Origin of the sequence: Nocardia veterana NBRC 100344, assembly GCF_000308855.1 — a bacterium.
Classification (GTDB): domain Bacteria; phylum Actinomycetota; class Actinomycetes; order Mycobacteriales; family Mycobacteriaceae; genus Nocardia; species Nocardia veterana.
This window is the reverse complement of record NZ_BAGM01000007.1, coordinates 89,106-111,549: the sequence shown is the minus strand read 5'-3', so window position 1 is coordinate 111,549 and position 22,444 is coordinate 89,106. Positions and strand designations below refer to the sequence as shown.

General features: G+C 65.4%; 19 protein-coding genes and 1 tRNA gene. 13 read left to right on the top strand and 7 right to left on the bottom strand.

Annotated features, from left to right (window positions below; translation table 11 throughout):
* Positions 1-232 precede the first annotated feature (232 nt).
* Complete coding sequence (locus ON37_RS01630) at positions 233-2,602, top strand: penicillin-binding protein (protein ID WP_040715635.1); 2,370 nt, start codon at positions 233-235, stop codon at positions 2,600-2,602.
* Between the two features lie 20 nt (positions 2,603-2,622).
* Here ON37_RS01630 and ON37_RS01625 read toward each other — a convergent pair whose 3' ends face one another.
* Positions 2,623-3,087, bottom strand: a complete 465-nt coding sequence (locus tag ON37_RS01625) for a GatB/YqeY domain-containing protein (RefSeq protein WP_040715632.1) — start codon at positions 3,085-3,087, stop codon at positions 2,623-2,625.
* A gap of 158 nt (positions 3,088-3,245) precedes the next feature.
* On the opposite strand from ON37_RS01625, the gene ON37_RS01620 reads away from it, so the two are divergent.
* The 4 genes from ON37_RS01620 to ON37_RS34860 all read left to right on the top strand — a co-directional run bounded on the left by ON37_RS01620 (position 3,246) and on the right by ON37_RS34860 (position 6,292).
* Positions 3,246-4,232, top strand: a complete 987-nt coding sequence (locus ON37_RS01620) for a metallophosphoesterase (protein WP_040715737.1) — start codon at positions 3,246-3,248, stop codon at positions 4,230-4,232.
* Positions 4,233-4,706: 474 nt separating this feature from the next.
* Positions 4,707-5,681 (top strand): DUF8017 domain-containing protein, encoded by a 975-nt coding sequence (locus ON37_RS01615; protein ID WP_040715630.1) that lies wholly within the window; start codon positions 4,707-4,709, stop codon positions 5,679-5,681.
* A gap of 56 nt (positions 5,682-5,737) precedes the next feature.
* Positions 5,738-5,811: transfer RNA gene (locus ON37_RS01610), tRNA-Pro, on the top strand.
* A 241-nt stretch (positions 5,812-6,052) separates the two neighbouring features.
* Positions 6,053-6,292: a hypothetical protein gene (locus ON37_RS34860; RefSeq protein WP_505785195.1), complete on the top strand. Its 240-nt coding sequence runs from the start codon at positions 6,053-6,055 to the stop codon at positions 6,290-6,292.
* Positions 6,293-6,928: 636 nt separating this feature from the next.
* On the opposite strand, the gene ON37_RS01600 is transcribed toward ON37_RS34860, so the two are convergent.
* Positions 6,929-7,234, bottom strand: coding sequence for a hypothetical protein (locus ON37_RS01600; protein ID WP_040715626.1), 306 nt, complete (start codon positions 7,232-7,234; stop codon positions 6,929-6,931).
* Between the two features lie 224 nt (positions 7,235-7,458).
* Here ON37_RS01600 and ON37_RS01595 point away from each other — a divergent pair, with 224 nt between their 5' ends.
* Entirely contained in the window at positions 7,459-8,289 is an 831-nt protein-coding gene (locus tag ON37_RS01595; RefSeq protein WP_040715623.1) for a nitrogenase iron-molybdenum cofactor biosynthesis protein NifE, read from the top strand.
* A complete protein-coding gene (locus ON37_RS01590; protein WP_040715621.1) occupies positions 8,283-9,104 on the top strand; it encodes a protein phosphatase 2C domain-containing protein in 822 nt (273 codons plus the stop codon). The genes ON37_RS01595 and ON37_RS01590 overlap by 7 nt, the downstream gene beginning before the upstream one ends.
* 266 nt (positions 9,105-9,370) lie before the next feature.
* Here the strand turns inward: ON37_RS01590 and ON37_RS34425 are convergent, their stop codons facing one another.
* Positions 9,371-9,493, bottom strand: coding sequence for a hypothetical protein (locus ON37_RS34425; RefSeq protein WP_281004666.1), 123 nt, complete (start codon positions 9,491-9,493; stop codon positions 9,371-9,373).
* A gap of 78 nt (positions 9,494-9,571) precedes the next feature.
* Between ON37_RS34425 and ON37_RS01585 the strand changes: the two genes are divergently transcribed.
* A complete protein-coding gene (locus ON37_RS01585; protein WP_157171323.1) occupies positions 9,572-11,344 on the top strand; it encodes a hypothetical protein in 1,773 nt (590 codons plus the stop codon).
* Positions 11,345-11,877: 533 nt separating this feature from the next.
* Positions 11,878-12,213 carry a hypothetical protein gene (locus ON37_RS01580; RefSeq protein WP_157171322.1) on the top strand — a complete coding sequence of 112 codons (336 nt, stop codon included), beginning with the start codon at positions 11,878-11,880 and terminating at the stop codon, positions 12,211-12,213.
* A gap of 12 nt (positions 12,214-12,225) precedes the next feature.
* Here ON37_RS01580 and ON37_RS01575 read toward each other — a convergent pair whose 3' ends face one another.
* Together ON37_RS01575 and ON37_RS01570 are read right to left on the bottom strand one after the other, a co-directional pair.
* The gene (locus tag ON37_RS01575) at positions 12,226-13,500 is read right to left on the bottom strand and encodes a low temperature requirement protein A (protein WP_040715613.1); all 1,275 of its coding nucleotides are present in this window, start codon (positions 13,498-13,500) and stop codon (positions 12,226-12,228) included.
* A 149-nt stretch (positions 13,501-13,649) separates the two neighbouring features.
* Positions 13,650-14,690 carry an ABC transporter substrate-binding protein gene (locus ON37_RS01570; protein WP_085997206.1) on the bottom strand — a complete coding sequence of 347 codons (1,041 nt, stop codon included), beginning with the start codon at positions 14,688-14,690 and terminating at the stop codon, positions 13,650-13,652.
* 250 nt (positions 14,691-14,940) lie between these two features.
* Here ON37_RS01570 and ON37_RS01565 point away from each other — a divergent pair, with 250 nt between their 5' ends.
* Positions 14,941-15,933: an isopenicillin N synthase family dioxygenase gene (locus tag ON37_RS01565; RefSeq protein WP_040715732.1), complete on the top strand. Its 993-nt coding sequence runs from the start codon at positions 14,941-14,943 to the stop codon at positions 15,931-15,933.
* Between the two features lie 12 nt (positions 15,934-15,945).
* Here ON37_RS01565 and ON37_RS01560 read toward each other — a convergent pair whose 3' ends face one another.
* On the bottom strand, positions 15,946-16,779 hold the full coding sequence (locus ON37_RS01560; protein WP_040715612.1) for an SAM-dependent methyltransferase: 834 nt from the start codon (positions 16,777-16,779) through the stop codon (positions 15,946-15,948).
* A gap of 329 nt (positions 16,780-17,108) precedes the next feature.
* Between ON37_RS01560 and nicT the strand changes: the two genes are divergently transcribed.
* The gene (nicT, locus tag ON37_RS01555) at positions 17,109-18,215 is read left to right on the top strand and encodes a Nickel transporter NicT (protein ID WP_040715608.1); all 1,107 of its coding nucleotides are present in this window, start codon (positions 17,109-17,111) and stop codon (positions 18,213-18,215) included.
* Between the two features lie 169 nt (positions 18,216-18,384).
* Complete coding sequence (locus ON37_RS01550) at positions 18,385-19,728, top strand: lipase family protein (RefSeq protein ID WP_051031040.1); 1,344 nt, start codon at positions 18,385-18,387, stop codon at positions 19,726-19,728.
* Positions 19,729-19,855: 127 nt separating this feature from the next.
* Here the strand turns inward: ON37_RS01550 and ON37_RS01545 are convergent, their stop codons facing one another.
* On the bottom strand, positions 19,856-21,478 hold the full coding sequence (locus ON37_RS01545; protein ID WP_051031033.1) for a succinic semialdehyde dehydrogenase: 1,623 nt from the start codon (positions 21,476-21,478) through the stop codon (positions 19,856-19,858).
* A gap of 136 nt (positions 21,479-21,614) precedes the next feature.
* On the opposite strand from ON37_RS01545, the gene ON37_RS01540 reads away from it, so the two are divergent.
* Complete coding sequence (locus tag ON37_RS01540; RefSeq protein ID WP_040715605.1) at positions 21,615-22,436, top strand: crotonase/enoyl-CoA hydratase family protein; 822 nt, start codon at positions 21,615-21,617, stop codon at positions 22,434-22,436.
* Positions 22,437-22,444: the final 8 nt, after the last annotated feature.

Genomic DNA, 22,444 nt, shown 5'->3' with positions numbered 1-22,444 from the left:
TCGCGTGCAGCCCACAGCAACCCAACCCCGCTGCGTTCCGCACCACATTCCACTTTGAGTGTTAGCTCTATCACACTAGGTTCTCAATCTAGGTAAAGGTATGGGGCGAGCGCAAGACCATGCCCGGATTTTCTGGTACGCCCGTCCCTGCACAGCGGTCCCGACCAGCCGTCATGGCTCACCCCCGACCGCGCACCGCACGTGTGACGGAGGGCCAATTAGGCTGGGGCGCGTGCCGATCTCACAAACGCTCGCGAGGCTCGCCGGCGCCTGCGTCCTAGCGGCCGTACTCGTCGCCGGATTGCTGTTCCCGCTTGCCGGCGGTTTCGGGTACATGTCGAACCGGGCAGCCGATGCCGTGGACAACGTTTCCGCGGAATTGGTGGAGGGCACCGCACCGGCGGTGTCGACGATGGTCGACGCGACCGGGGCCCCGATCGCCTGGCTGTACGAGCAGAGACGTTTCGAGGTCCCCAGCGACAAGATCTCCAACGATATGAAGTTGGCGATCGTCTCCATCGAGGACAAACGCTTCGCCGAACACGGCGGTGTCGACTGGCAGGGCACGCTGCGGGCATTCCTCACCAACACCTCGAGCGGCGAGGTGCAGCAGGGCGCCTCGACGATCGATCAGCAGTACGTGAAGAACTTCCAGCTGCTGGTGGTCGCGAAGACCGATGCCGAGCGCCGCGCCGCGATCGAAACCACCCCGGCTCGTAAACTGCGCGAAATTCGCATGGCGCTGACCTTGGAGAAGGAACTCACCAAGGACGAGATCCTGACCCGGTACCTGAATCTGGTGCCGTTCGGTAACGGCTCGTACGGAATTCAGGACGCCGCGCAGACCTATTTCGGCGTCGATGCCAAGGATTTGAAGGTCGCTCAGGCGGCGATGCTCGCCGGCATGGTCCAGTCCAGCTCGAAACTCAACCCGTACACGAACCCCAAGGGTGTGCTGGAACGGCGCAATACCGTGCTGGACACCATGATTCAGAACATCCCCAGCCGGGCGGACGAATTCCGGGCCGCCAAGGAGCAGCCGCTGGGTGTGCTGCCGGAGCCGAAGGGCCTGCCGCGCGGCTGCATCGCCGCAGGTGACCGCGGGTATTTCTGTGACTACGCCCTGCAATATCTGGCCAATGCCGGAATCAGCAAGGACCAGATCGACAAGGGCGGATATCTGATTCGCACCACCCTCGATCCGGCGGTGCAGAATTCGGTCAAGGCCGCGGTGAGCGCGGTGACGCCACCGGATCTCGACGATATCGCCGAGGTCATGAGCATCATCGCCCCCGGCCAGGATTCCCATCACGTGCTCGCGATGACCTCGAGCCGGACCTACGGATTGGATCAGGGCAAGCACGAAACGGTCCAACCACAGCCGTATTCATTGGTCGGTGACGGCGCGGGCTCCATTTTCAAGATCTTCACCACGGCCGCGGCGATGGAGAAGGGACTGGGAATCAGCGCCCAGCTCGACGTGCCCTCGTTCTACGCGGCGAAGGGTATGGGTAACGGTGGCGCCGCCGGCTGCCCGCCCGCGACCTATTGCGTGAAGAACGCCGGCAACTACCGATCGCCGATGTCGGTGACCGAGGCATTGGCCCAGTCGCCGAATACGGCATTCGTGAAACTCATTCAGGACGTCGGAGTCACCCCGACCGTCGATATGGCGATCCGGCTGGGTATGCGCACCTATGCCGAGGCCGGCACCTCCGGTCACGGCAACCAGAGCCTGGCCGACATGTTCAAACAGCAGAACCTGGGATCGTTCACGCTCGGCCCGGTCGCCATCAACCCGCTGGAATTGTCGAACGTCGCCGCGACTCTGGCTTCCGGCGGCAAATGGTGCCCGCCCTCGCCGATCGCCGAGGTGCTCGACCGTGACGGCAAGCAGGTGCCGCTCACTCAGCAGGCCTGTGAGCAGGTGGTCGAGCCCGGCCTGGCCAATACACTGGCCAATGCCCTGAGCCAGGACGCGATCGGTGGTACCGCAGCCGGTTCGGCCCATGCGGCGGCCTGGAACGTGCCGGTGTCGGCGAAGACCGGAACCACGGAAAGCCACCGATCTTCGGCCTTCCTCGGCTTCACCAACTCGATGGCCGGCGCGGCCTACATCTACGGCGACTCCCCGACCCCGGGCGAGATCTGCTCGTTCCCGCTGCGCAGCTGCGGTGACGGTAACCTCTACGGCGGTAACGAGCCGGCCCGCAGCTGGTTCACCGGAATCAAGCCGGTGCTCGACAAGTTCCCGCCGTCGGCACTGCCACCGGTGGACGACAAATATGTACGCGGTTCCAACAACGCGCAGATTCCCGACGTGACCGGCATGTCCGAGGCGGAGGCGCGCTCGGTCCTGATCGGCGCGGGCTTCCAGGTGTCGGTGGTGACCTCCCCGGGTTCGGCGGCCAAGGGAACGGTCACCGGCACCACGCCGAACGGATCCGCGATTCCGGGCTCGGTGATCACAGTGCTGGTCAGCGACGGCACCCAGCGCGAGATTCCGCGTCCGGGCCCGGCACCGGCCCCGCCGGTGCTGCCCGGTCTGCCCCCGGTGCCCAGGCTGCCACCGATTCCCATCCCGATTCCGATACCTCGATAGCGAGGCACGAGAGGCCGGAACTACAGCCGGGCTTTCACGGCGGCCGAGATCCGCGAACCGTCCGCACGGCCGGCGGCGAGCGCGGTCGCGGCCTTCATGACCTGGCCCATCTGCCGCATCCCGGGCCGTTCGCCGAGTTGTTCGGCCACCTCGGCGATCGCGGTGTCGGCGATATCGGCGACCTCGGCGTCGGTCAGCGGGGTCGGCAGGTATTCGTCGATGATCTCCTGCTCGGCCCGCTCGTTGGCGGCCAGTTCGCCGCGGCCCGCCTGCTCGTAGACCAGGGCGGCCTCGTTGCGCTTCTTGGCCTCCTTACCGAGTACGGCGATCACCTCGGCATCGGTCAGTTCCTTGGCCTCGGCGCCCGCGACCTCGGCGTTCTGCACCGCGGCCAGCAGCATGCGCAGCGTGTTGAGCCGCAGCGCGTCCTTGGCCTTCATCGCCGTGGTCAGATCGGCGCGCAACTTCGATTTGAGTTCCGACATGCGCCACACGGTAGCCGCTGCGAGTGTGCCCTCCCACCGCATTTACCACGCGGGCACGCGTGTCGAGCGGCACGGAGTTCACCGGTGAGCGGCACAATCCGGATGCCTGTGCGGAATCACACTCGGTATTCGTCACACAGGTCGCCTATTCTGGGCTGATGCCCGTATTCTCGTCCCCCGCACTTCGACGAGCAGCGCTGGGCTCCGGAGCTAAGGTCGCCGCCGCGGCCGCCGGTACCGCAGTGGCCGGAATCGGCTATGCCTCGCTGATCGAACGCAATGCCTTCGTCCTTCGTGAGGCCACGATGCCGGTGCTCCAGCCGGGCTCGTCGAGCCTACGCGTGCTCCACATCAGCGATCTTCACATGACCCCCGGTCAGAAGCTCAAACAGGCCTGGATTCGCGAACTCGCGGCCCTGGAACCCGATCTGGTCGTCAACACGGGTGACAACCTCGCGCACCCGAAGGCCGTGCCGGCGGTGGTCCAGTCGTTGTCGGCGTTGCTGTCGCGGCCGGGCATCTTCGTCTTCGGCAGTAACGACTACTTCGCGCCGGTTCCGAAGAATCCGCTGAAGTATTTCGACAAGAACCACAAGCGTGTGCACGGTGATCCGCTGCCGTGGCAGGATCTGCGCGCCGCGTTCACCGAGCGCGGCTGGCTCGATCTGACCCATGTGCGGCGCGATCTCGAGGTCGCCGGAATCAAGATCTCCACCGCCGGAGTGGACGATCCGCACCTGACGCGCGACCGCTACGACACCATCGCCGGAAGCCCGAATCCGCTGGCCGATCTGAGCATCGGTCTCACGCACTCGCCGGAGCCGCGGGTGTTGGACCGGTTCGCCGGTGACGGCTACGACCTGGTGCTGGCTGGTCACACTCACGGCGGCCAGCTGTGCCTGCCCGGATTCGGCGCGCTGGTCACCAACTGCGGTATCGACCGGTCTCGGGTGAAGGGGCCCTCGCGGTGGGGGGCGCACACCCGATTGCACGTATCGGCCGGTCTGGGCACCTCGCCGTGGGCGCCGTACCGGTTCTGCTGCCGGCCCGAGGCCACCCTGTTGACGCTGGTCGCCGCGCCGCCCAAGGGGCCCGTCGCCGACAGTGGCCATGGGGTGTCGGAGTCGGAGGCCGTGGCGCGCTAGTGTGACCTGCCGAGGCACGAGAGCAGGCAGGGGTACACGGTGAGCAGTGGGTTCGAGCAGCACGACGACCCGAGCGCGATGCGAGGACCCACCCCACCGGACTCCGGTTCGGCACCGACCGAAGCGATTCGGCGTATGCCCGGCGCGCCCGGCGCGGCGCCACGGCAGGATCAGCGGGGTCCGCACGACGCGAGTCCCGCTGCGGCGCAGGGTAACCAGTGGCATCCGGCCGGCTCTCCGCCGGCCGAGGGTGCGGCACCTTCCCACCCTCCGTTCGGCGCGCCCGACGCGAATCATCTTGCACCGCAGAGTTCCCCGTGGGCACGGCCGGTCATGAACCCAGGCCCCGGCGGCCCGGCGGACCACCACACTCCCGCGACGACGGAGTTCATGTCCCACCCGGCAGCTCCCCCCGGACCTGTGCCCGCCGGCCCGCATCCCGGGCCGGGGTTCAGCGGAACCGATGCGCCCACAATGGCATTCGGGATCGGAGCGGGTGCACCGCGGCCCGGTCCGGTCGCCGGGTCACCCTCGCCCGGCACGAATCTTCCACCGCAGCAACCGGAATTCGGTCACAATCTGCAGCCGCATCCGCAACCGCCGACACCCCAGCAGCCCCCGTCGTGGTCCATGCCGCCGGCGCAGCATCCGCCCACGGCCATGCTGCCCGTGGCGGGCGAGCCCGGCTCTCCGCCGCCGCGCCGCCGGAAAGCGTTGCTGCTCGGCGGGATCGGCATGGTGCTCGTGGTCGTCGCCGGGGTCGTGGTCGCGGTGGTGGCCGGTCGCGGCTCGGAGCCGACGGCCACTGCCGGCTCCCGGACTCCGTCCATGGTGAGCGCCCTGACCAGCGGAAGTGCGGCTCCGACAACGACTTCCGCACCGTCCAAGTCGGCGAAACCGGCGCCCGCCGCCGCATCGCCGGTGATTCCGGGCTATCAGGTCGTGCAGATCCTCGATCGCGGTGCGGCCTATGACGCGCCGGCCGACTGGAAGGTCGACCCGGCGGGGACGGCGACCTGGGGCACCGGATCGAACCCACTGGTCATCGCCGGCCTGGCGCAGGACGGGAAGAACTACTGCCCCAGCTACACCCGCACCAACGCGTTCCTGACCATGTCCGGACAGGCCGACCCGGCCGCGGCGGCCGCCGATATCGGCACTCGGATGGCCACCTTCGGCTGGACCAATTCCGTCGCCAAGCCCGGCACGGCCGAGCCGATGGTCTCCTTGGACGGCCAGCTGCACGGCTCCTTCGTCGAGACCACGGGCAGCGCCCCGCCCCCGGCACCCGGCTGTGCGACCACGTTCTCGATCTACGCCTTCGCCTTCCCGAGCGAGAACGGAAACTTCGTGATGACCATCGCCGCCGACACCGGCGTCGACAAGGCCCTGGACAAGGAGACCGCCAAGCGCATCCTCTCCAGCATCCGCCCCCTTCCTGCCCGCTGACCAGCGGATTTAATGTTCCGGCCGCCCCTGCTGTAAGCTACGACAGGCTCAACTCACGGGGTGTGGCGCAGCTTGGTAGCGCGCTTCGTTCGGGACGAAGAGGTCGCAGGTTCAAATCCTGTCACCCCGACTCGTGTGTGGAGACACGGCAGAGGCCCTTGACCAGTCCACATGGTCAGGGGCCTCTTGCTTTCTCGGATCACTGTCATCCCGTCAGCGCCCGCCGAAGCAGCAGGAAGCTGCATGGCGGTTCACTCGTTGCCCATCTACCGACGCACCGCGCCGATCGTGGGTCTTGCCGTTGTATTACTCGTAGGCCGCGGCAACGTTCTCGTGCCCGATGAGGAGCGCTTGTGCGGTGCCATTCCGTCATGGGGCGAACGAGATTCCGAACCCTCACACAGATCCGCGGAAGTGCACTCGCAGATCGACGTGACGCTCGAGCGGCCACGGCGGCCGCACATGCGCAGCGCGCAGCCGCACGGACCGAATTGCTTCGTATCAAGCTGCTGAGCAGCGATGTTCACCTTGAAAAACTTGGGCACCAGGCGATTGGTCAACCCGGGCGATCTACCATTCCGAGAGCCGGGAGGATCGCGACGAGCGCTTGATGCAGGCGACAGCCGCAATCGATGCGTTCATCGAACACGCTGCGGCGACGTGCAGCGGCTACCCACCTCGGGCCGAAGACTGCGCTGTATGCACTAAGCCATCTGCCACCAGCCGAGGCGGCGGGAAGACAACGAACGCCCTGACAACGGCCACAAACAGGTGATACGAAGCGACACGAATTCGCAGCTCAGCGGCACTGCCCGCACCGATGCCCCGATCCCAGGTTCAAATCCTGTCACCCGGCCCGTGTGTGGAGACACGGCAGACGCCCTGACCAATCCACTGGTCAGGGCCTCTTACTTTTCTCGGCTTCGTCCAAGGGTTCGTCGCCTTCGCGCACAGGCCAGAACAACGCTCCGATGAGAACTGCCAGCGGTAGACCTGCCGCGACCGCAAAGCCCAACAACGTCCATCCACTCATGAGGATCGGCTCCGCTTCGCCACGAACGCCCGCCCCCGCGCGCTTATCTGCCAGCACCCCCTGCGAGGATCGACCAGCACGAGCCCACGACCCCGCAACTGCTCGAGCACCCGGCGAGCGCGCCATGCCGACAAAGCCGCTTGACGCTGAATCTGGGCGGTCGAAAGCACTCCTCCCGGCTCGAGCACAGCTAGGATTGCAATCTCCGGCGGCTTCATGCCCAATTGCCGATCGCGCACCATCGATCGAATGATGTACGCGGCCAGACGGTTTCGACTGTCACCACATGCATCAGCCGGTCGAGTAGCAGCGCATCGAGATGATTCGGCGCCGGTGTGATCAATGCATCGACGTCGGCAGCGATGACGACATCGACCAGGCTCAGCACGCTGTCATCGGACGGCCACTCCAGCATGTAACCCAACTGCCGCGCGAGCCGTGCAACCTGCGCCCGCTCCCAGACCGGCGCAATACTCGCCTCTGGATCGATCCACCCGAGTGCGGTCGGCTGAAATCGCATCGCTCACCCCTCCGTTCGAAAACCGCCAACCAATGACCTACGTTCGCGAGCAACTCGTACGGACTGCTCCGCAGGAGTCCCAGACCTAGAGCTCTTCACCACCGACCACTGTGGTTTATGACCCATAAACCGCTTGAGCAAGGAAGAAGAGACGCTGTTTATAGGCCATAAACCGATGGTAAGTAGCCCTGAGGTCGGCGTCAAGCGCCTCTAAACTCGGCGACGTGGCTATCCGAGACGAGTTCGATGAGATCCGGGGTTACGCGGATCCGATCCGGCGTGCACAACGCGCTGGTGAACTGATCGTCGCGTACCAGCAACGGGCTACGGAGCTGGCCAGACTGCGCAAAGCCGCGATCGAGGAAGCTCACTCAGCGTACGGCCGCAGCTATACCGAAATCGCCGAACTGCTCGGATTGACCAAAGGCCGGATCAGCCAAATCCGAACCAGCGCACCACCGCCCGAGCGCGCCTTCTTCGGCGTAGGTCCGGTCGCCATCGGCATCCCGCGACGGTTTGGCCTCGAGGAGGGGCGCCGAAGGCCCTTTTTCGATGCCACCGATCAGGCAACCCGGGACGCGCTCGACCGGATCCTTACGCGGCTGTCGCTCGCCTCCAGCACGTTCGTTGTCGATCCCGACAGCAGCGACATCCCGGCGGGCGATGTCATCGTCGTCTGTGGACCGAAATCGGCGCCACTCGCCCACGCCCTGTTGGCCGACGATGAGGTGTTGGCATTCGAGAACACCGATGAGGGGTGGTCGATCAGTGACGCCCGTACAGGTTTGCGGCATTCCTCGCAGTTCCAGCGCAATTCGGCGGACCACCGCGACGTCGGCTACTTCTCACGTCGCGTCGCACAGGACCGCGTCGTGGTCCATATCGCGGGGATCACCAGCGTCGGCTCACTCGGCGTGGCCCACTGGCTGGACAGCAACGTGGCGACGATCTACGACGCCGGCTCGAGGTTTGTCGCCGGGCTCGTCGAGTGCGACTTCGACGATGACTACACGATCACCGGTAGCAAACTCGTTGCCGGGCCGTACCCATGGTGAACCTGCAAGTCCACTTCGCTCAGCTGCCAGCCAGTTCGGACGCTGATCGCATCGTCATCACTTCGAACAGCGTGGTCGTGCTCGACGGAGCCACGTCTTTCGCAGGAAGCGACGTGCCCGCCGGTCGCTATGCCCAGCAGTTGGGCGCGAGTATCACCGCCAACGAGCGACCGGAAGCCTCCGCGGTCGAGATCCTCGAAGACGCAATCAGAGACACGGCACTCTCGTTGGGCATGGACGCTAAGAACGGGTCTGGGCCATCGTCCACCGTTGCGTGGCTCAGGATGCGAGAGGATTCGGGACGGCTCGATGCCCTCGCGCTGGGCGATTCCCTCATCGTCATCGGACGTGCGGACGGCTCGCCGGCTGAAATTCTCTGCGACGATCGGCTCGAAAAGCTCGGACTCCCAATGTCTGAGCAGTACAGATCTCGCCTTCGTACCGGCAGCGGATACGACGAAGCGCACCGGTCGCTACTTGCAAAACTGCAAGAGACACAAAGCACTTACCGAAACGTTCCGGGCGGCTATTGGATCGCCTCGGCCAATCCGACAGCCGCACGTCACGCCTTAACGAAGTCTTTAGTAGTCACCGAGGTTGCCTGGATCATCCTCGCCACGGACGGCGCTGCCGACTTGATAGCAGCCCTCGACGTTCCATGGCACGAGATCGCCCCGCTCGGCTCCGCCGAGCTAACAGACCTCCTCGCCCGGTGCCAGAGATGGGAAGCCGAGATCGATCCGAGCGGAGCGAAGCTGCCTCGCGCCAAGCGCCACGACGACAAGACGATTGCCGTCGCGCGATTCATGGATTGACATATCAACGGAAGACGGGCATCTCACCGGAACAGCCGACCAACTTCCCCGGTGCCGGTCATCCATGTGCCGGGTCTCCCAACCACAGCCTGTCCAAGTCTCGCAACCACTCTCCCCGTGCCGGTCTCTTCGTCCAGTCAGCTCAGTAATACACAATCCGCCCCCGAAACCCTCCCCCACAGTCCAAATGCCAACTGTCGCTCTGCGACACCACACGAAAACCACTGGTGGGGGATGGTTTTGGGGGCGCACAGTCCGACCAAATCTCAGTCCACCAAGACCATTTCATCGAAATCGCCGGGGATCGACTGCTTCAGCGACGATTTGGCGGACAGCAGCACGAAGGACGTCGACGCGATGGTCAGCACTTCCTCGGTGTAACGAATCATGCTCCCGCTCATACTGATCTGACATGAAACCCGACCGGCCAGCAAGGGTCGTGATGGTTCACTACGGCGGAGGTGACAATGGCCAGGGTGCCCTGGGGCGACCTTGAAGGCGACGACGTCGAACGATTCATCGCCGCGATGATCCTTCTCGACCATCCCGGCGGAACCCGAATCACACCTGCGCAAGGCGACGGTGGCGTCGACATCAAAGTCCCGAATGGCGATGGATTCGACGTTTATCAGGTGAAGAAGTACGTTTCGGCACCCACGTCCAGGCAGGTGAAGAGCATCGAGGACTCGTGGGCTCGCGTCAACACTAGCTTCGGTTCAACCAACAAGATCACCGGCTGGTTCCTGACGATGCCGTGGGGCCCCACCGAGAAACGCGAGAAGTGGCTAAAAGACGAACTCGCCAAGGATGCAACCTTCCCGGTGCAGTGGTTCGGTCGCGAACATCTCGACGGGATGTGCTCCCGGCATCGCAGCCTGGTCGAACTGTTTTTCGAGGATGGGGTCGAGAAGATCAACAAGCTTCTCGCTTCTCTTACCGCATTGACTCCGCGCGCGCAGGGCGTGACGGAAGCAGAAGGGCTTGAGGTGTTCGCAGCGCGATACCTCCAGCTGCAAGAAGAGCTAGATAAGATCAGCCCGTTCTACCAGTATCGCCTGACACTGGTCCCCGCTGAGGAGGTGCCGACACCACCGGCTGTCGAGGGTCGTTCGCTCTTCACCACCGGCGCCAGCTTGGAGAACTATCGGCGGGTATCCGACCGTTACTTTGTACGGACAACGGTCTCAGTGGTTTCGGTCGAGGCTGAAGAGTTCAATCCTTCACCGATGCGTGTCGACCTTCAACTGCCTGTCGGCGACGACAATCGCGAAGATTTGCAGGCGTTTGTCGACTACGGCATAGCTCCGCCGGAGCCTGTAACGGCGCGGGTCACTGCGGCGGTGGGCCCGCCTGGCGTCTCGCTACCGCTTGGCGATGTGATTGTCCACCTACCAGACCAGACCGTGCCGAGCCCGTGGGAAAGCTTGGCGCTCCACCTGATGCCCGCCTCGGAGGAAGAACGACAGGCCGAGATAACGCCATTCGTCGAGGTGGTCGATATCGTGACGACCGAAGGAGCCGCAGGCCGGAACATGACCGGGACTGCTGGCGCGATCGGTGTCGACCTAACCATCAAGCTCGATCCGCCGGCCTTGAGGTTGAATACCTGGCAGGTCCCGATCGCTGGACAGCTTCCGCACCGAATACTCGCCTCACTGTGGTTCGCCAAGTTCTTGTGGTCCGGCGAATACCAAGTAGGCGTTGGCATCCCATGCGGGCCAGCGCTGGTCGAACCACAACCCACCCCGCGGCGGAGCCAGGATGCCCAAGCTGCCGAAGACTGGGCGATGATTGCGCAACACATCATGACCGCGCAACGGTGGTGCGCCTTCCAGCTCAAAGTGCCTGAATCTGTCACAGGCGCAGAACTCGATATGCTCCAGCGCGCAGCAGCGCTCACAGAGGCAGAAGGACCTATCGAACGGGACTGGGAGACACTTCGTGTCGTCCAACACAATCCGGACGTCCCGATGACTGGTGAGAGTGAATTGATCGCGTTCGCTCCGTTCACGATTCAGTTGGATGGGCACAGGATCGAACTGGACGCGACAGTGGAGGAACGGTGCGACCGAGTGGAGGCTATCGAGTCGGGTCCGGGTTACGTTGTGGTCCGACCGGTGGGCGGCGCACCAGTCCGCGAACGGCTGGTCGCTAAAAACCCGAATTATGACGGTCGAGTTCTCACGCGCCGAATCACGCCGCAAGATCCTGACGATGCAGATCCGTCGGGGAACTCTTGAGGCGAACATCATGCCCCGGCGAACATCGCCGAGCGGACTCAAGCGCCCATCCCAACCGTTCACTGCGACGATCGCAACGGTCCGCAGTTCGTCCGCAACAGAATCGGATTGGCTCAATCCGCCCCAACGCCACCATCGAAACTGCTACCTGATCAGGCAGCAGATCCAACAATTTCGGCACCTACCAGACTCAGAGAAAACAGCCTGACCTGTCGTTCGGGACGAAGAGGTCGCAGGTTCAAATCCTGTCACCCCGACTCGTGTGTGGAGACACGGCAGAGGCCCTGACCAATCCACTGGTCAGGGCCTCTTGCTTTCCGGTTGCGCTCCCAGCACGTCGTGGTGACCGTGCGCCGACGCTGATCCCGGGCGGCCGAACATATCGTGCAAACCCCCGCGGAAAAGGGGGAGAACCCGAAGACTCGGCGAGGTTTGCACGATCAGCTCACCTCCGACCGGGCATGGCACCCGAATTCCCCCATCGCGGAGCCGATTTCGCGCACGGTGCCGATCGCCGTGCTACAACTGCAGTCGTGGTTGCAATCATCGGATTGATGGTGATCCTCGGGATCCTCATTCTCGTCGCCGGCGCGGTGCTGTTGGTGGTGAGCGTGGTCAAGGGGTCCGGGAAGGGAGCGCCGGACGCCGCGGTGACGCAGGCGGGGCCGGGGGCCCTGTGGAATCGGGCGCAGCAGCCCGAGAACCAGTGGAGCCAGGCCCAGAACCATGCACCGCAGGGCTATGCACCGCAGGGCTATGCACCACAGAACCAGGCCTCCCAGCACCAGGCGCCTCAAAACTATGCGCAGCCGAACTATGCGCCGCAGCATCAGGCCCCGCAGTGGCCGCAGCAACCCCCGGTCCGGTAGGTCGGCGCCGAATTACTCGACTCCCAGGTCATCGAGCATCGCCCGCTGATGGCGGTGGCCGACGGTTTCGTAGCCGACGACCGTGATGAACGGGGAGATCATCACCACCAGCAGACAGATCGCGATCGAGACGCCGACGGCGGCCAGGACGACCGCGACCGCCAAGACCACGGCCGTGAGCGCGATCAACAGGACGTGGAACGGGTCGGGCGCGGACAGCAACAGCGTGTGCAGCAGGTAGACCATCAGCAGATAGAGGCCTACGGGCAGGGCCAGCGACAGGACCACGGCGACCGGACCGATATGCGAATGGTGCTCCAACTGCAGACCGGCCACGTGCAGCCCCGCCCCGGCGCCCGCGATTCCCATGAAGAGCGGGATGTGGCCGTAGCCGAACAGGTAACCGCGGTCGCGCCGGTGCACCAGGATCTCACCGAACGGCGTCGTGAAATACACCCACCACATACCGAAGGTCAGTCCGACGCCGGCGACGACGATCGCGATGGCGGCGGCGCTCCATTCGGTGCCGTCGGCGCCGCCGAGCAGTCCGCCGGAGGAGGCGACGGTGCCGACCACGCCCTCGCCGAGCGCGATGATCGCGAACAGGCTGTACCGTTCGGCGACGTGATGCGGATGCCACGGAGTTCCGCTCGCCCGCCCCTGTGTGAACACCGGAACCAGTAACTCCAGCACACCGAGGAGCACACAGCCCACCCCGGCAACGAGAATCGGCAGGCTGACGAAACCGACCAGGATCCAGCCGACCTGAGCGATGATCGTCCAGCGGATACTCGCATAACCGACATGCCGGAACGAGGGCGATTCCCGCCCGGCGCGCCACCACTGCAGCACCATCGCGACGCGCATCACGACATAGCCGATGATCATCACCCGCAACTCGAGATGCTCGCCGTGCTCGACCGAATGGAACATCGCGGGCAGACCGAGGGCGAATACCACCACCCCGATCATCTGCACCATCGTCAGGACCCGGTACAGCCAGTCGTCGGTCGCGAAGGCGGAGGCGAACCAGCTGAAGTTGATCCACGCGTTGACGATCGCGAACATCGCCAGGATGAAGGCGGCCACGGCCTTGCCCGGATGCCCGGCCGCCACCATTTCGGCGAAGTACGACGCCGAGGTTCCGACCGCTACCACGAAGGTCAGATCGAACAGCAGCTCCAACGGGGAGGACACGCGCCCCGGCTCGTCCGGGTCGCGGCCGATCATCGGGACCAGGCGGTGCGCCACCCCGCGACCGCCGCCGGTGGATACGGACTCGCTCATGTGCACCCATGATGCCGCACCAAACGGCACGAAGTCGGTACCGCCGTGCCATTTCGCTCGGGCCTGGCGCACGGGACTGCGCCCGATCGTCGCCGGGGCGACCCATTCGTCCGTACTCGGTTCGGACGAGAGTCCCCCGACGCCGTTGCCTACTTGCCCGAATTATCCTGCTGCAGCAGCGAATTGAACTTGTTGGTGTAGAACTTGCCGGGCTCGAGTTTGTGATCGATGGCCCCGGTGTCCTCCAGCCAGCTCTGCCAGCGGGTGAAATCCTCGTCGGAAAGTTTGCCGTACCGAGCCGGGACACCGACGGACAGCCAGTATTTCAGCGTCGAGGTGTCCTCCCCGGGGCGGTGCCGCCCGTTGATGATTTCGGTGAACTTCGCGATCACCTGATCGCGCGGGGTGACGCGCTCCCATTCCAACGCCTTCGCGACACCGGTGGTGAAGGTGCGGACGACATCGGGATTCTTGGCGATGAAATCGTTGCGGAACACGTAGGGCCCGCCGTTGATCGGCCCGCCGTATTCGTCGAGCTCGGTGAATATCGGGCGGATCCCGCCGACGGCGACCGCGCGCTGCTGGAATTGACCGTTCAGTGCGGCGGCATCGATCTGCCCCTGCCGTAGCGCGGCCTCGATATTCGGCGGCGGCAACGCGACCAGCTGCACCGATTTGATCTGTTCGACGCTCAGTCCCGCCTTCTTCAGCGCGTCGTGGATATCGGCCTCGTTCTGCCCGCCCAGCGTATTCACGCCGACCTTCTTGCCGACCAGATCGGCGGCGGTCCGGATCGGGCTGTTGTCGAGCGTGTAGTAGCCCTGGAACGACTTCTCGTCCGAGCCGTAGTAGTTGATCACCGCCGTGATCGGCGCCCCGGCACCGGCCAGTTTCGCCACCGCGCCGGCGAAGGCGCCGCCGAAGTCGATCTGCCCGGTGGCGGCGGTCTGGATCTCCTGCGGCCCGCTGATGGTGTTGCCGGACCAATCCAGCTTGATCTTGCCGTCGAAGAATCCGAGACTTTCCGCGAGTTCCGGTGGCGTGACCTGGTCGGTCCAGCCCAGATACCGCAGTGAGGTCACCCCGTTCTCGGTATGGGCGGATCCGCCACTGCCGCACGCGGCGAGTAGCAACGTGGCAGCCGTACCGGCTGCGACAATCGATAATGCGGTGCGGATACGACCGGACATCAACAATTCCTCTCGACACTGCGCACGACGGCACGGAGGTGCCGGTCGGCTCGGCCGAGCATAGGAGCCGCCACGATGGAACCGACCCCTTTGAATCATGCGGATTCCGTTCCGGCGGGTAGCACCGAATACGCGGGCCGCACCGCACGAACAATTGAATTCGCCGCGAGCCCAACCCTTTCGAGGCAGGCGCGTTCGCGGTAAAGCTGATGCGGACGGCACGAGGAGGGAGCTTTCGATGGTGGACCGCATACTCCCGGTACTCGATCTCGCGACCGCGGATTCCGATCCGGCGCGCTTCCGTTCCGAATTACGCTCGGCCACGCACGAATTCGGCTTCTTCTACCTGACCGGTCACGGCGTCTCGGCCGCGCGCAGCGACGAACTCCTCGCCCTCGCCCGACGATTCTTCGCACTACCGGAGGCGGCGAAACAGGAGATCAGCCAACTGCGGAGCCCGCAGTTCCGCGGATATTCCCGGCTGGGTGGGGAGCTGACGAACGGGCAGGTCGACTGGCGTGAACAGATCGATATCGGCCCCGAGGCCGAGGCGATCCCGGACGCACAAGGGTATTGGCGACTCCAGGGGCCCAACCTGTGGCCCTCCGCGCTTCCGCAACTCCGCCCCGCCGTGGAGGCGTGGGACCGATCCCTCGCGGCGGTCGGGCGCGCATTGCTCCGGCACTGGGCGGCGGCGTTGGGCGCCCCGGCGGAGTTCTTCGATCCGGCCTTCGCCGATCGACCGTCGACTCTGATCAAAGTCGTGCGCTACCCGGGCAACCCGGACAACCCGCAGGGCGTGGGCGCGCACAAGGACTCCGGGGTGCTGACCCTGCTTCTCGTCGAGCCGGATTCGCATGGGCTGCAGGTGGAGTTGTCGTCCGGGGAGTGGGTGGACGTCCCGCCGCTGCCCGGCGCGTTCATCGTCAACATCGGCGAATTGCTCGAGGTCGCGACCGGCGGCTATCTACGGGCGACCCGGCATCGGGTGCTCGCGCCCGAACCCGGCACCGATCGGATCTCCATCCCGTATTTCCTGAATCCGGCGCTGGACGCCCGCATTCCGTTGTTGCCGCTGCCGCCGGAGTTGGCCGCCGCTGCCCGCGGCGTCACCGCGGACCCGGCCAATCCGATCTTCGACACCTACGGGGAGAACGCCTGGAAATCCCGGACCCGCGCCCACCCCGACGTCGCCGAACTCCATCACGGCATCAAGGCCGCCGGGCCCGGCGGCTCGTACTGAACGGCAGCCGGATCAGCGCTTACGGCCGATACCGGCGACGATGCAGCGCCGCACGTCGGACAGCGGAGTCAGCCGGGGACCGTCCGGCCACCAGTCGTCGCAGAGCACGAGACCGGGTTCGACCATCTCCAGATCGCCGAACATCGCCTGGATTTGCGCACGAGTGCGGAACCGCCCGCTACCCATCGGGCTGTGGACGAATTTGTCCTCCATCTTGCGAGCCAGCTCGCTGAGGCCCGGTTCTTCCGGATCGTAGAAATGCGCGATCGCCAGGTAGGAGCCCGAGGGCAGTGCGTCGATATAGGTCCGCATCAGCGCCGGCCCGTCGTCGCCCAGGTAATGGTGCAGGGTGCCGATCTGGAAAAGGGCCACCGGCCGGGTGAAATCCAATTCGGCGCGCACGGTGGGGTTGGTCAATATTTCGTGCGGGCGAAAGATGTCGCCGGAGACGATGCTGGTCCGCGGATTCTCCTCGAGCAGGGCCCGCGCGTGCGCCAACACCATCGGGTCGTTGTCGACATAGACCACCCGCGATTCGGGCCGGATTCGCTGCACCACCTGATGGGTGTTCTCCGCGGTCGGCAGCCCGGAGCCCAGGTCCAGATACTGTTCGATACCGGCCTGCGCCGCCAGGAAACGGCAGGCACGGATCAGAAAGTCTCGATTGGCCCAGGCCAGATCGTTAACCTGCGGTGCGACGGTGCGCACCTGTGCGAGCACTTCGCGGTCGACCTCGAAATTGTCCTTGCCGTTCAGGGCCGCATCGTAGACGCGGGCGATGCTGGCACGAGCGGTATCCACTCCGACCGGCACCACACTCGGGTACGCGGCAGAGGGCTGCGACATGAGGTTCCCCTGACACTGCGCGAAAACACCGACGACTTCGACCGACTGCCGACCTACACATTGCGTTACGCCGAGTCTCCCCTACTTTCGCCACTTTCGGGGGTATACCTCGGCATTTTCCGGCTCCGGCGCAGCACCGGACGACGAACGCCGGGCCGGTACGGGGCCGGTCGTTGATATAGTCCGCAGACAAGTTCTCGCGATGGGAACGGGAAACCGGTGCAATTCCGGTGCGGTCGCGCCACTGTGTTCAGCCCACGCTGTCAGCCAGACCCCTTTCGTCGCTGTGCACGGACGGGGACGCGGGTTCCCCAGAAGGGTTGTGGCACATGTCCACTCGTCGCCGAATGCTTCGCGATGTCCTCCGCGACTGGACCCGGCGGGACTGGCTGGACGCGGCCGTGCTGCTCGGCGTGGTCGCCCTGATGCACGTGGTGGGTTTCGGTCTGCTGTTCGGCGCTATCGCGCCGCACGGTTATCGAATCGGAACCGAGGTCTTCGGGATCGGACTGGGCATCACGGCCTACACCTTCGGGCTGCGACACGCGTTCGACGCCGACCACATCGCTGCCATCGACAACACCACCCGCAAGTTGATGAGCGACGGCAAACGTCCCAAATCCGTCGGATTCTGGTTCGCGATGGGCCATTCCACGATCGTGTTCGCCCTGGCCGCCCTGGTGGTCGCGGGCGCGCACGTGGTGGGCACGCTGGTCGACGACGAATCGCCGACGCGCAAGACGCTGGGCACCATCTCGACGATCGCCTCGGGTTCGTTCCTGTATCTGATCGGTCTGCTGAATGTGGTTGCGCTGGTCGGCATCTGGCGCGTGTTCCGGGGGCTGCGCCGGGACGGCGGCTACGACCACGCCGAGTTGGAGGCCGCGCTCGACTCTCGGGGTTTCCTCGCCCGCCTGCTGGCGCCGGTGATGCGGATGGTGGGGCGGCCGGTCCACGTCTATCCGGTGGGCGTGCTGTTCGGCCTGGGATTCGATACCGCGACCGAGGTCGCCCTGCTGGCGCTGGCCGGTTCCGGCGCCGCGGCCGGGCTGCCCTGGTACGCGATCGTCGTCCTGCCGCTGCTGTTCGCGGCGGGGATGAGCCTGATGGACACCGTGGACGGGCTGTTCATGAATGTCGCCTACGACTGGGCGTTCTCCGACCCGGTCCGCAAGATCTTCTACAACCTCGCCATCACCGCGCTGTCGATCGCGGTGGCGCTGTTCATCGGCTCGATCGAGCTGATCAAGGTGTTGCACGACGACACCGGCTTCGGCGGGCCGATCGCCGAGTGGATCGCGGGGATCGATCTGAACAATGCCGGATTCGCGATCGTCGCATTGTTCGTCGTGGCCTGGATCGTCGCGGTGGCCTACTGGCGCCTGGCGAAGGTGGAGCAGCGCTGGGCGCCCACCGCGAGCGAGGAAACCGCCTGACCGTCGGCTTCCCTCCATTCGCGCCCAGGTTCTTGCGACGGCCATCACACCTGTGCCATAGTTCGCTGCACATGTGAGACGGAACAGTCTCGCATCAGCGAAGGAGACGAGTGTGACCGAAGCCTGGACGCGTCGCATCCGCCGGACGGCCGGCGTACTCGCAGCGGTCATGACGCTGACCGTCCTGTCAGGCGGGACGGCCCGGCCACCGCATGCCATCGCCGACCCCGCACCGGTCGCACCCGCCGTTCCCGTTCCGCTGCCACCGGAACTGGACCCGGGCTTCTACCACCCGGCGGCCGACATCGTCGCCGCGAAGCAGCCGGGCGAGATCATCGCCGCCCGGGAGGTCCGGGTGGCAAATCTGGGCCTGATCCCGGTCAACGTCGACGCGTGGCAGATCTCCTACCGATCGAACGACAGTCGCGACCAGCCGATCCCGGCGGTGGCCACAGTTCTGAAACCACGCGGTTCAGCCCCGGACAAATTGGTCTCCATGCAGATCGCCGAGGATTCGCTCGCCGGGTACTGCGCGCCCTCCTATGCGATCCAGCACTTCTCGGCCGCCCCGTTCCTGGGCCAAATCGTCGCCCCGGCCGAATTCGTCATCGCACAGGGTGCGCTGCAGCAGGGCTGGGCGGTGGTGATCCCGGATCACGAGGGGCCGAACAACGCGTACGCCGCGGGCCCACTCGCCGGCCGGATCACCCTCGACGGGGTGCGCGCGGCCCGCGACTTCGAGCCGATGCGGCTGCGACCGGACACCCGGATCGGTCTCTACGGCTACTCCGGTGGCGCGATCGCGACCGGGCACGCCGCCGAGCTGAAAAGCAGCTACGCGCCGGAGCTGAATATCGTCGGTGCGGCCGAGGGCGGAGTCCCGGCCGACCTCGGAATGACCCTGAATGTGGCCAACGGCCAGGCGACCTCGGGCCTGGTGCTGGCCGCGATCATGGGACTCACCCGAGAGTATCCGGAGTTCGCCCGCTTTGTCGACGAGCATATGGACCCATTGGGCAAGGGCCTGACCACCATTCAGAGCGGACTGTGTGTGCAGTACGTGAGCTCGTTACTGCCGTTCCTGAATCTGAAGGGGATGCTGCGCGTGCCGGGTGATCCGATGCAGCAGCCCGCGGTCGTGGATGTGCTGGACAAGACCCGGATGGGCAAATCGGTGCCGGATATGCCGATGTACATCTGGCAGGGCAATCCGGACGAGATCATCCCGGTCGGCCAGGTGAACGACCTGGTCGGCAGCTACTGCCGAAACCCTTCCGCCACTGTGCAATACACCCGGGAGCACTTCGCCGAGCATGTCGCGACCGAAATCTCCGGTGGTGGCGCGGCGATGCTGTGGCTGCGGGACCGGCTGAACGGCGTTCCCGCTCAGCCGGGCTGTCACATCGCCGACGCCGGCTGGTTGCTGCTGGACCCCAACGGTTTCCAGATGCTGGCCGCCACCTTCGGCGAAACCTTCGCCTCGTTCTTCGGTAAGCCGATCGGCGTGAAGTAGGAGGGAACACCTCCGGCCGTCCCGGCTCGATCGGCATCGATCGCCACGTGCCGCCGGGCAGTGGAAGGGCCCGTTCGTGGAGACGAACGGGCCCGTTCCGCGTCGGTCGGCGAAGCCGGATGCCGTCTCAGCGAATGCGCAGCCGCCGGCTCAGCCGCAGGGTGAGCAGGGTGCTCTTGAGTTGTTTCTCGAACGGCATGCCCGCCCGGGCCGAGAGCACCTGCTTCTTCTGCACGCCGACATTGACCGTGTCGGTGTATTTGAGCAGGCCGGCATCGCCGTGCCGGGTACCGACGCCGGACTGCTTCACCCCGCCGGAGGGCGTCATCTTCGCCGAGTAGGTGGCGACGAAACCGTCGTTGACATTGACGTTGCCCGCCTCGAGCCGGTCCGCGAGCCGCTCCGCCCGGGCCAGGTCCGAACTCCAGATGCTGGCGTTGAGACCGTAAGTGGTGGCGTTGGCCTGACGAACCGCCTCGTTCTCGTCGGTGTAGCGGTAGATGGTGACGACCGGCCCGAACGTCTCCACGGTCGCGTGCTCCATCTCGGGGGTCACGCCGGTCAGCACGGTCGGCTCGTAGAACGCCGGGCCGATATCCGGGCGGGGCTTGCCGCCGGTCAGCACGGTCGCGCCCTTGGCGACCGCATCGTCCACATGCGCCGCCACGCGCCGCATGTGATCCACCGACACCAGTGAGCCGAATTCCGGATCGGCGGTATAGGACGCACCCGCCTTCGACCCCAATTCCGCTGCCGCGGCCACGAATCGACGCACGAATTCGTCGTGGATGCGGTCGTGCACATAGATCCGCTCGATATGCATGCAGGCCTGGCCGGAGTTGCCGTACACCGCGAAGATCGCGCCCGGAATCACCTCGTCGAGGTTGGCGTCCTCCAGCACGATCATCGGATTCTTGCCGCCGAGCTCGAGACTGCAGCTGATCAGGTTGCGGCCGGCGCGCTCACCGATGGTGCGGCCGGTGGCGGTGGAGCCGGTGAACATCACGAAATCGCTGTTGTCGATCAGGGTGGGCCCGACATCGGGTCCGGTGCCGCACACCACCTGGATCAGATCGCGCGGCAGCCCGGCCTTGCGCAGCAGTTCCACGCCGTAGAGCGTGCACAGCGCGGTCTTGTTGTCCGGCTTGATCACCACGCCGTTGCCCGCGATGAGCGCCGGCACCGAATCGGAGATCGAGATCGCGAACGGGAAATTCCACGGCGCGATCACCGCGACGACGCCCTTGGGACGGTGCTGTTCGGTGGAGGTGGAGATGATGGGCATCGCGCCGCCGCGGCGGACCGGCTTCAGGATGCGTTCGGCGTGTTTGAGGTAGTGGCTGATCACCATCGGCGGATCGCACGATTCCTCGATCGCCATCCGCCGCGTCTTACCGCAACCGATCTGAATCAGATCCGCGATGGTGTCGAGTTCGGACAGGATCAGCTCATGGGCCTTCTCGAAGACCCGCAGCCGCTGCTTGACCGACCGGCTCGCCCACTCCCGCTGGGCCGCGCGGGCCTTCTCGGTCGCGGCCACGACGTCCTCGGGCGAGGACTGCGGCAGCTCACCGACGACGGCGCCGGTGTACACCTCGATCATCTCGTAGGGTTCGCGCGCGGCGCCGGCCGTCCCGGCAGTCACCATCCCGGTCAGGCGGTCGATCAATGCCTTCGTGATGCGCGGGGGCAGTGTGGTCGCGCCGCTGTGCGACGTGGCTGCGCCGCCGCTGTGCGTCGTTGTCTCCATCAGCGATCTCCCTAACTTGCCGCCCGTGACGGCGGTCACCATGATCCAAACTAGAACACGTTATTGTTCTGTACAACGGTGCGGGGTAACTTCGTCCGCAAAACACGAGTAATGCCATGAGGAAAGTGGGTCGGCGATGACGACGGCAGCAACTGAAACAGGTAGCAACACAGAACCCCACGCGCTGCTGGAGCGACGCGGCGCCACCCTGATCGTCACCATGAACCGCCCGGCCGTGCGCAACGCGCTCTCGGCCGAGATGCTCGATCTGATGGTGCAGGCCTGGGACACCGTCGACAACGACCCGGAGATCCGGTCCTGCATCCTCACCGGCGCCGGCGGCGCGTTCTGCGCGGGCGCCGACCTGAAGGCCATGACCAAGCAGGATCCGGCCAAGAATATGAGTGCGGGTGGAGCCTTCGATCCCACCAACATTCCCGGCCTGCTCAAGGGCCGCCGGCTCACCAAACCGCTGATCGCCGCGGTGGAGGGCCCGGCCATCGCCGGTGGCACCGAGATCCTGCAGGGCACCGATATCCGAATCGCCGGCGAGAGCGCGAAATTCGGTGTGTCCGAGGCCCGGTGGAGCCTGTTCCCGATGGGCGGTTCGGCGGTCCGGCTGCCGCGCCAGATCCCCTACACCGTGGCCGCCGACATCCTGCTGACCGGGCGCCACATCACCGCCGCCGAAGCCAAGGAATACGGCCTGATCGGACACGTGGTGCCGGACGGGACCGCCCTGGACAAGGCGCTCGAAATCGCCGAGAAGATCAACGCCAACGGCCCGCTGGCGGTGCAGGCGATTCTGAAGACGATGCGCGATACCGAGGGCATGCACGAGAACGAGGCGTTCAAGATCGATGCGCAACTCGGCCTGACCGTCTTCCGCAGCGAGGACGCCAAGGAAGGCCCGCGCGCCTTCGCCGAACGCCGCAAGCCGGAGTTCAAGGGCCGCTGACACCGGCC

Coding starts and splice junctions, on each gene's coding strand:
- ON37_RS01625 (WP_040715632.1), bottom strand. CDS start 3,087: ATGTCGGAACTCAAATCGAAGTTGCGCGCCGATCTGACCACGGCGATG.
- ON37_RS01620 (WP_040715737.1), top strand. CDS start 3,246: ATGCCCGTATTCTCGTCCCCCGCACTTCGACGAGCAGCGCTGGGCTCC.
- ON37_RS01615 (WP_040715630.1), top strand. CDS start 4,707: ATGGCATTCGGGATCGGAGCGGGTGCACCGCGGCCCGGTCCGGTCGCC.
- ON37_RS34860 (WP_505785195.1), top strand. CDS start 6,053: ATGGGGCGAACGAGATTCCGAACCCTCACACAGATCCGCGGAAGTGCA.
- ON37_RS01600 (WP_040715626.1), bottom strand. CDS start 7,234: ATGCGATTTCAGCCGACCGCACTCGGGTGGATCGATCCAGAGGCGAGT.
- ON37_RS01590 (WP_040715621.1), top strand. CDS start 8,283: ATGGTGAACCTGCAAGTCCACTTCGCTCAGCTGCCAGCCAGTTCGGAC.
- ON37_RS34425 (WP_281004666.1), bottom strand. CDS start 9,493: ATGATTCGTTACACCGAGGAAGTGCTGACCATCGCGTCGACGTCCTTC.
- ON37_RS01585 (WP_157171323.1), top strand. CDS start 9,572: ATGGCCAGGGTGCCCTGGGGCGACCTTGAAGGCGACGACGTCGAACGA.
- ON37_RS01575 (WP_040715613.1), bottom strand. CDS start 13,500: ATGAGCGAGTCCGTATCCACCGGCGGCGGTCGCGGGGTGGCGCACCGC.
- ON37_RS01570 (WP_085997206.1), bottom strand. CDS start 14,690: ATGTCCGGTCGTATCCGCACCGCATTATCGATTGTCGCAGCCGGTACG.
- ON37_RS01560 (WP_040715612.1), bottom strand. CDS start 16,779: ATGTCGCAGCCCTCTGCCGCGTACCCGAGTGTGGTGCCGGTCGGAGTG.
- nicT (WP_040715608.1), top strand. CDS start 17,109: ATGTCCACTCGTCGCCGAATGCTTCGCGATGTCCTCCGCGACTGGACC.
- ON37_RS01550 (WP_051031040.1), top strand. CDS start 18,385: ATGACGCTGACCGTCCTGTCAGGCGGGACGGCCCGGCCACCGCATGCC.
- ON37_RS01545 (WP_051031033.1), bottom strand. CDS start 21,478: ATGGAGACAACGACGCACAGCGGCGGCGCAGCCACGTCGCACAGCGGC.
- ON37_RS01540 (WP_040715605.1), top strand. CDS start 21,615: ATGACGACGGCAGCAACTGAAACAGGTAGCAACACAGAACCCCACGCG.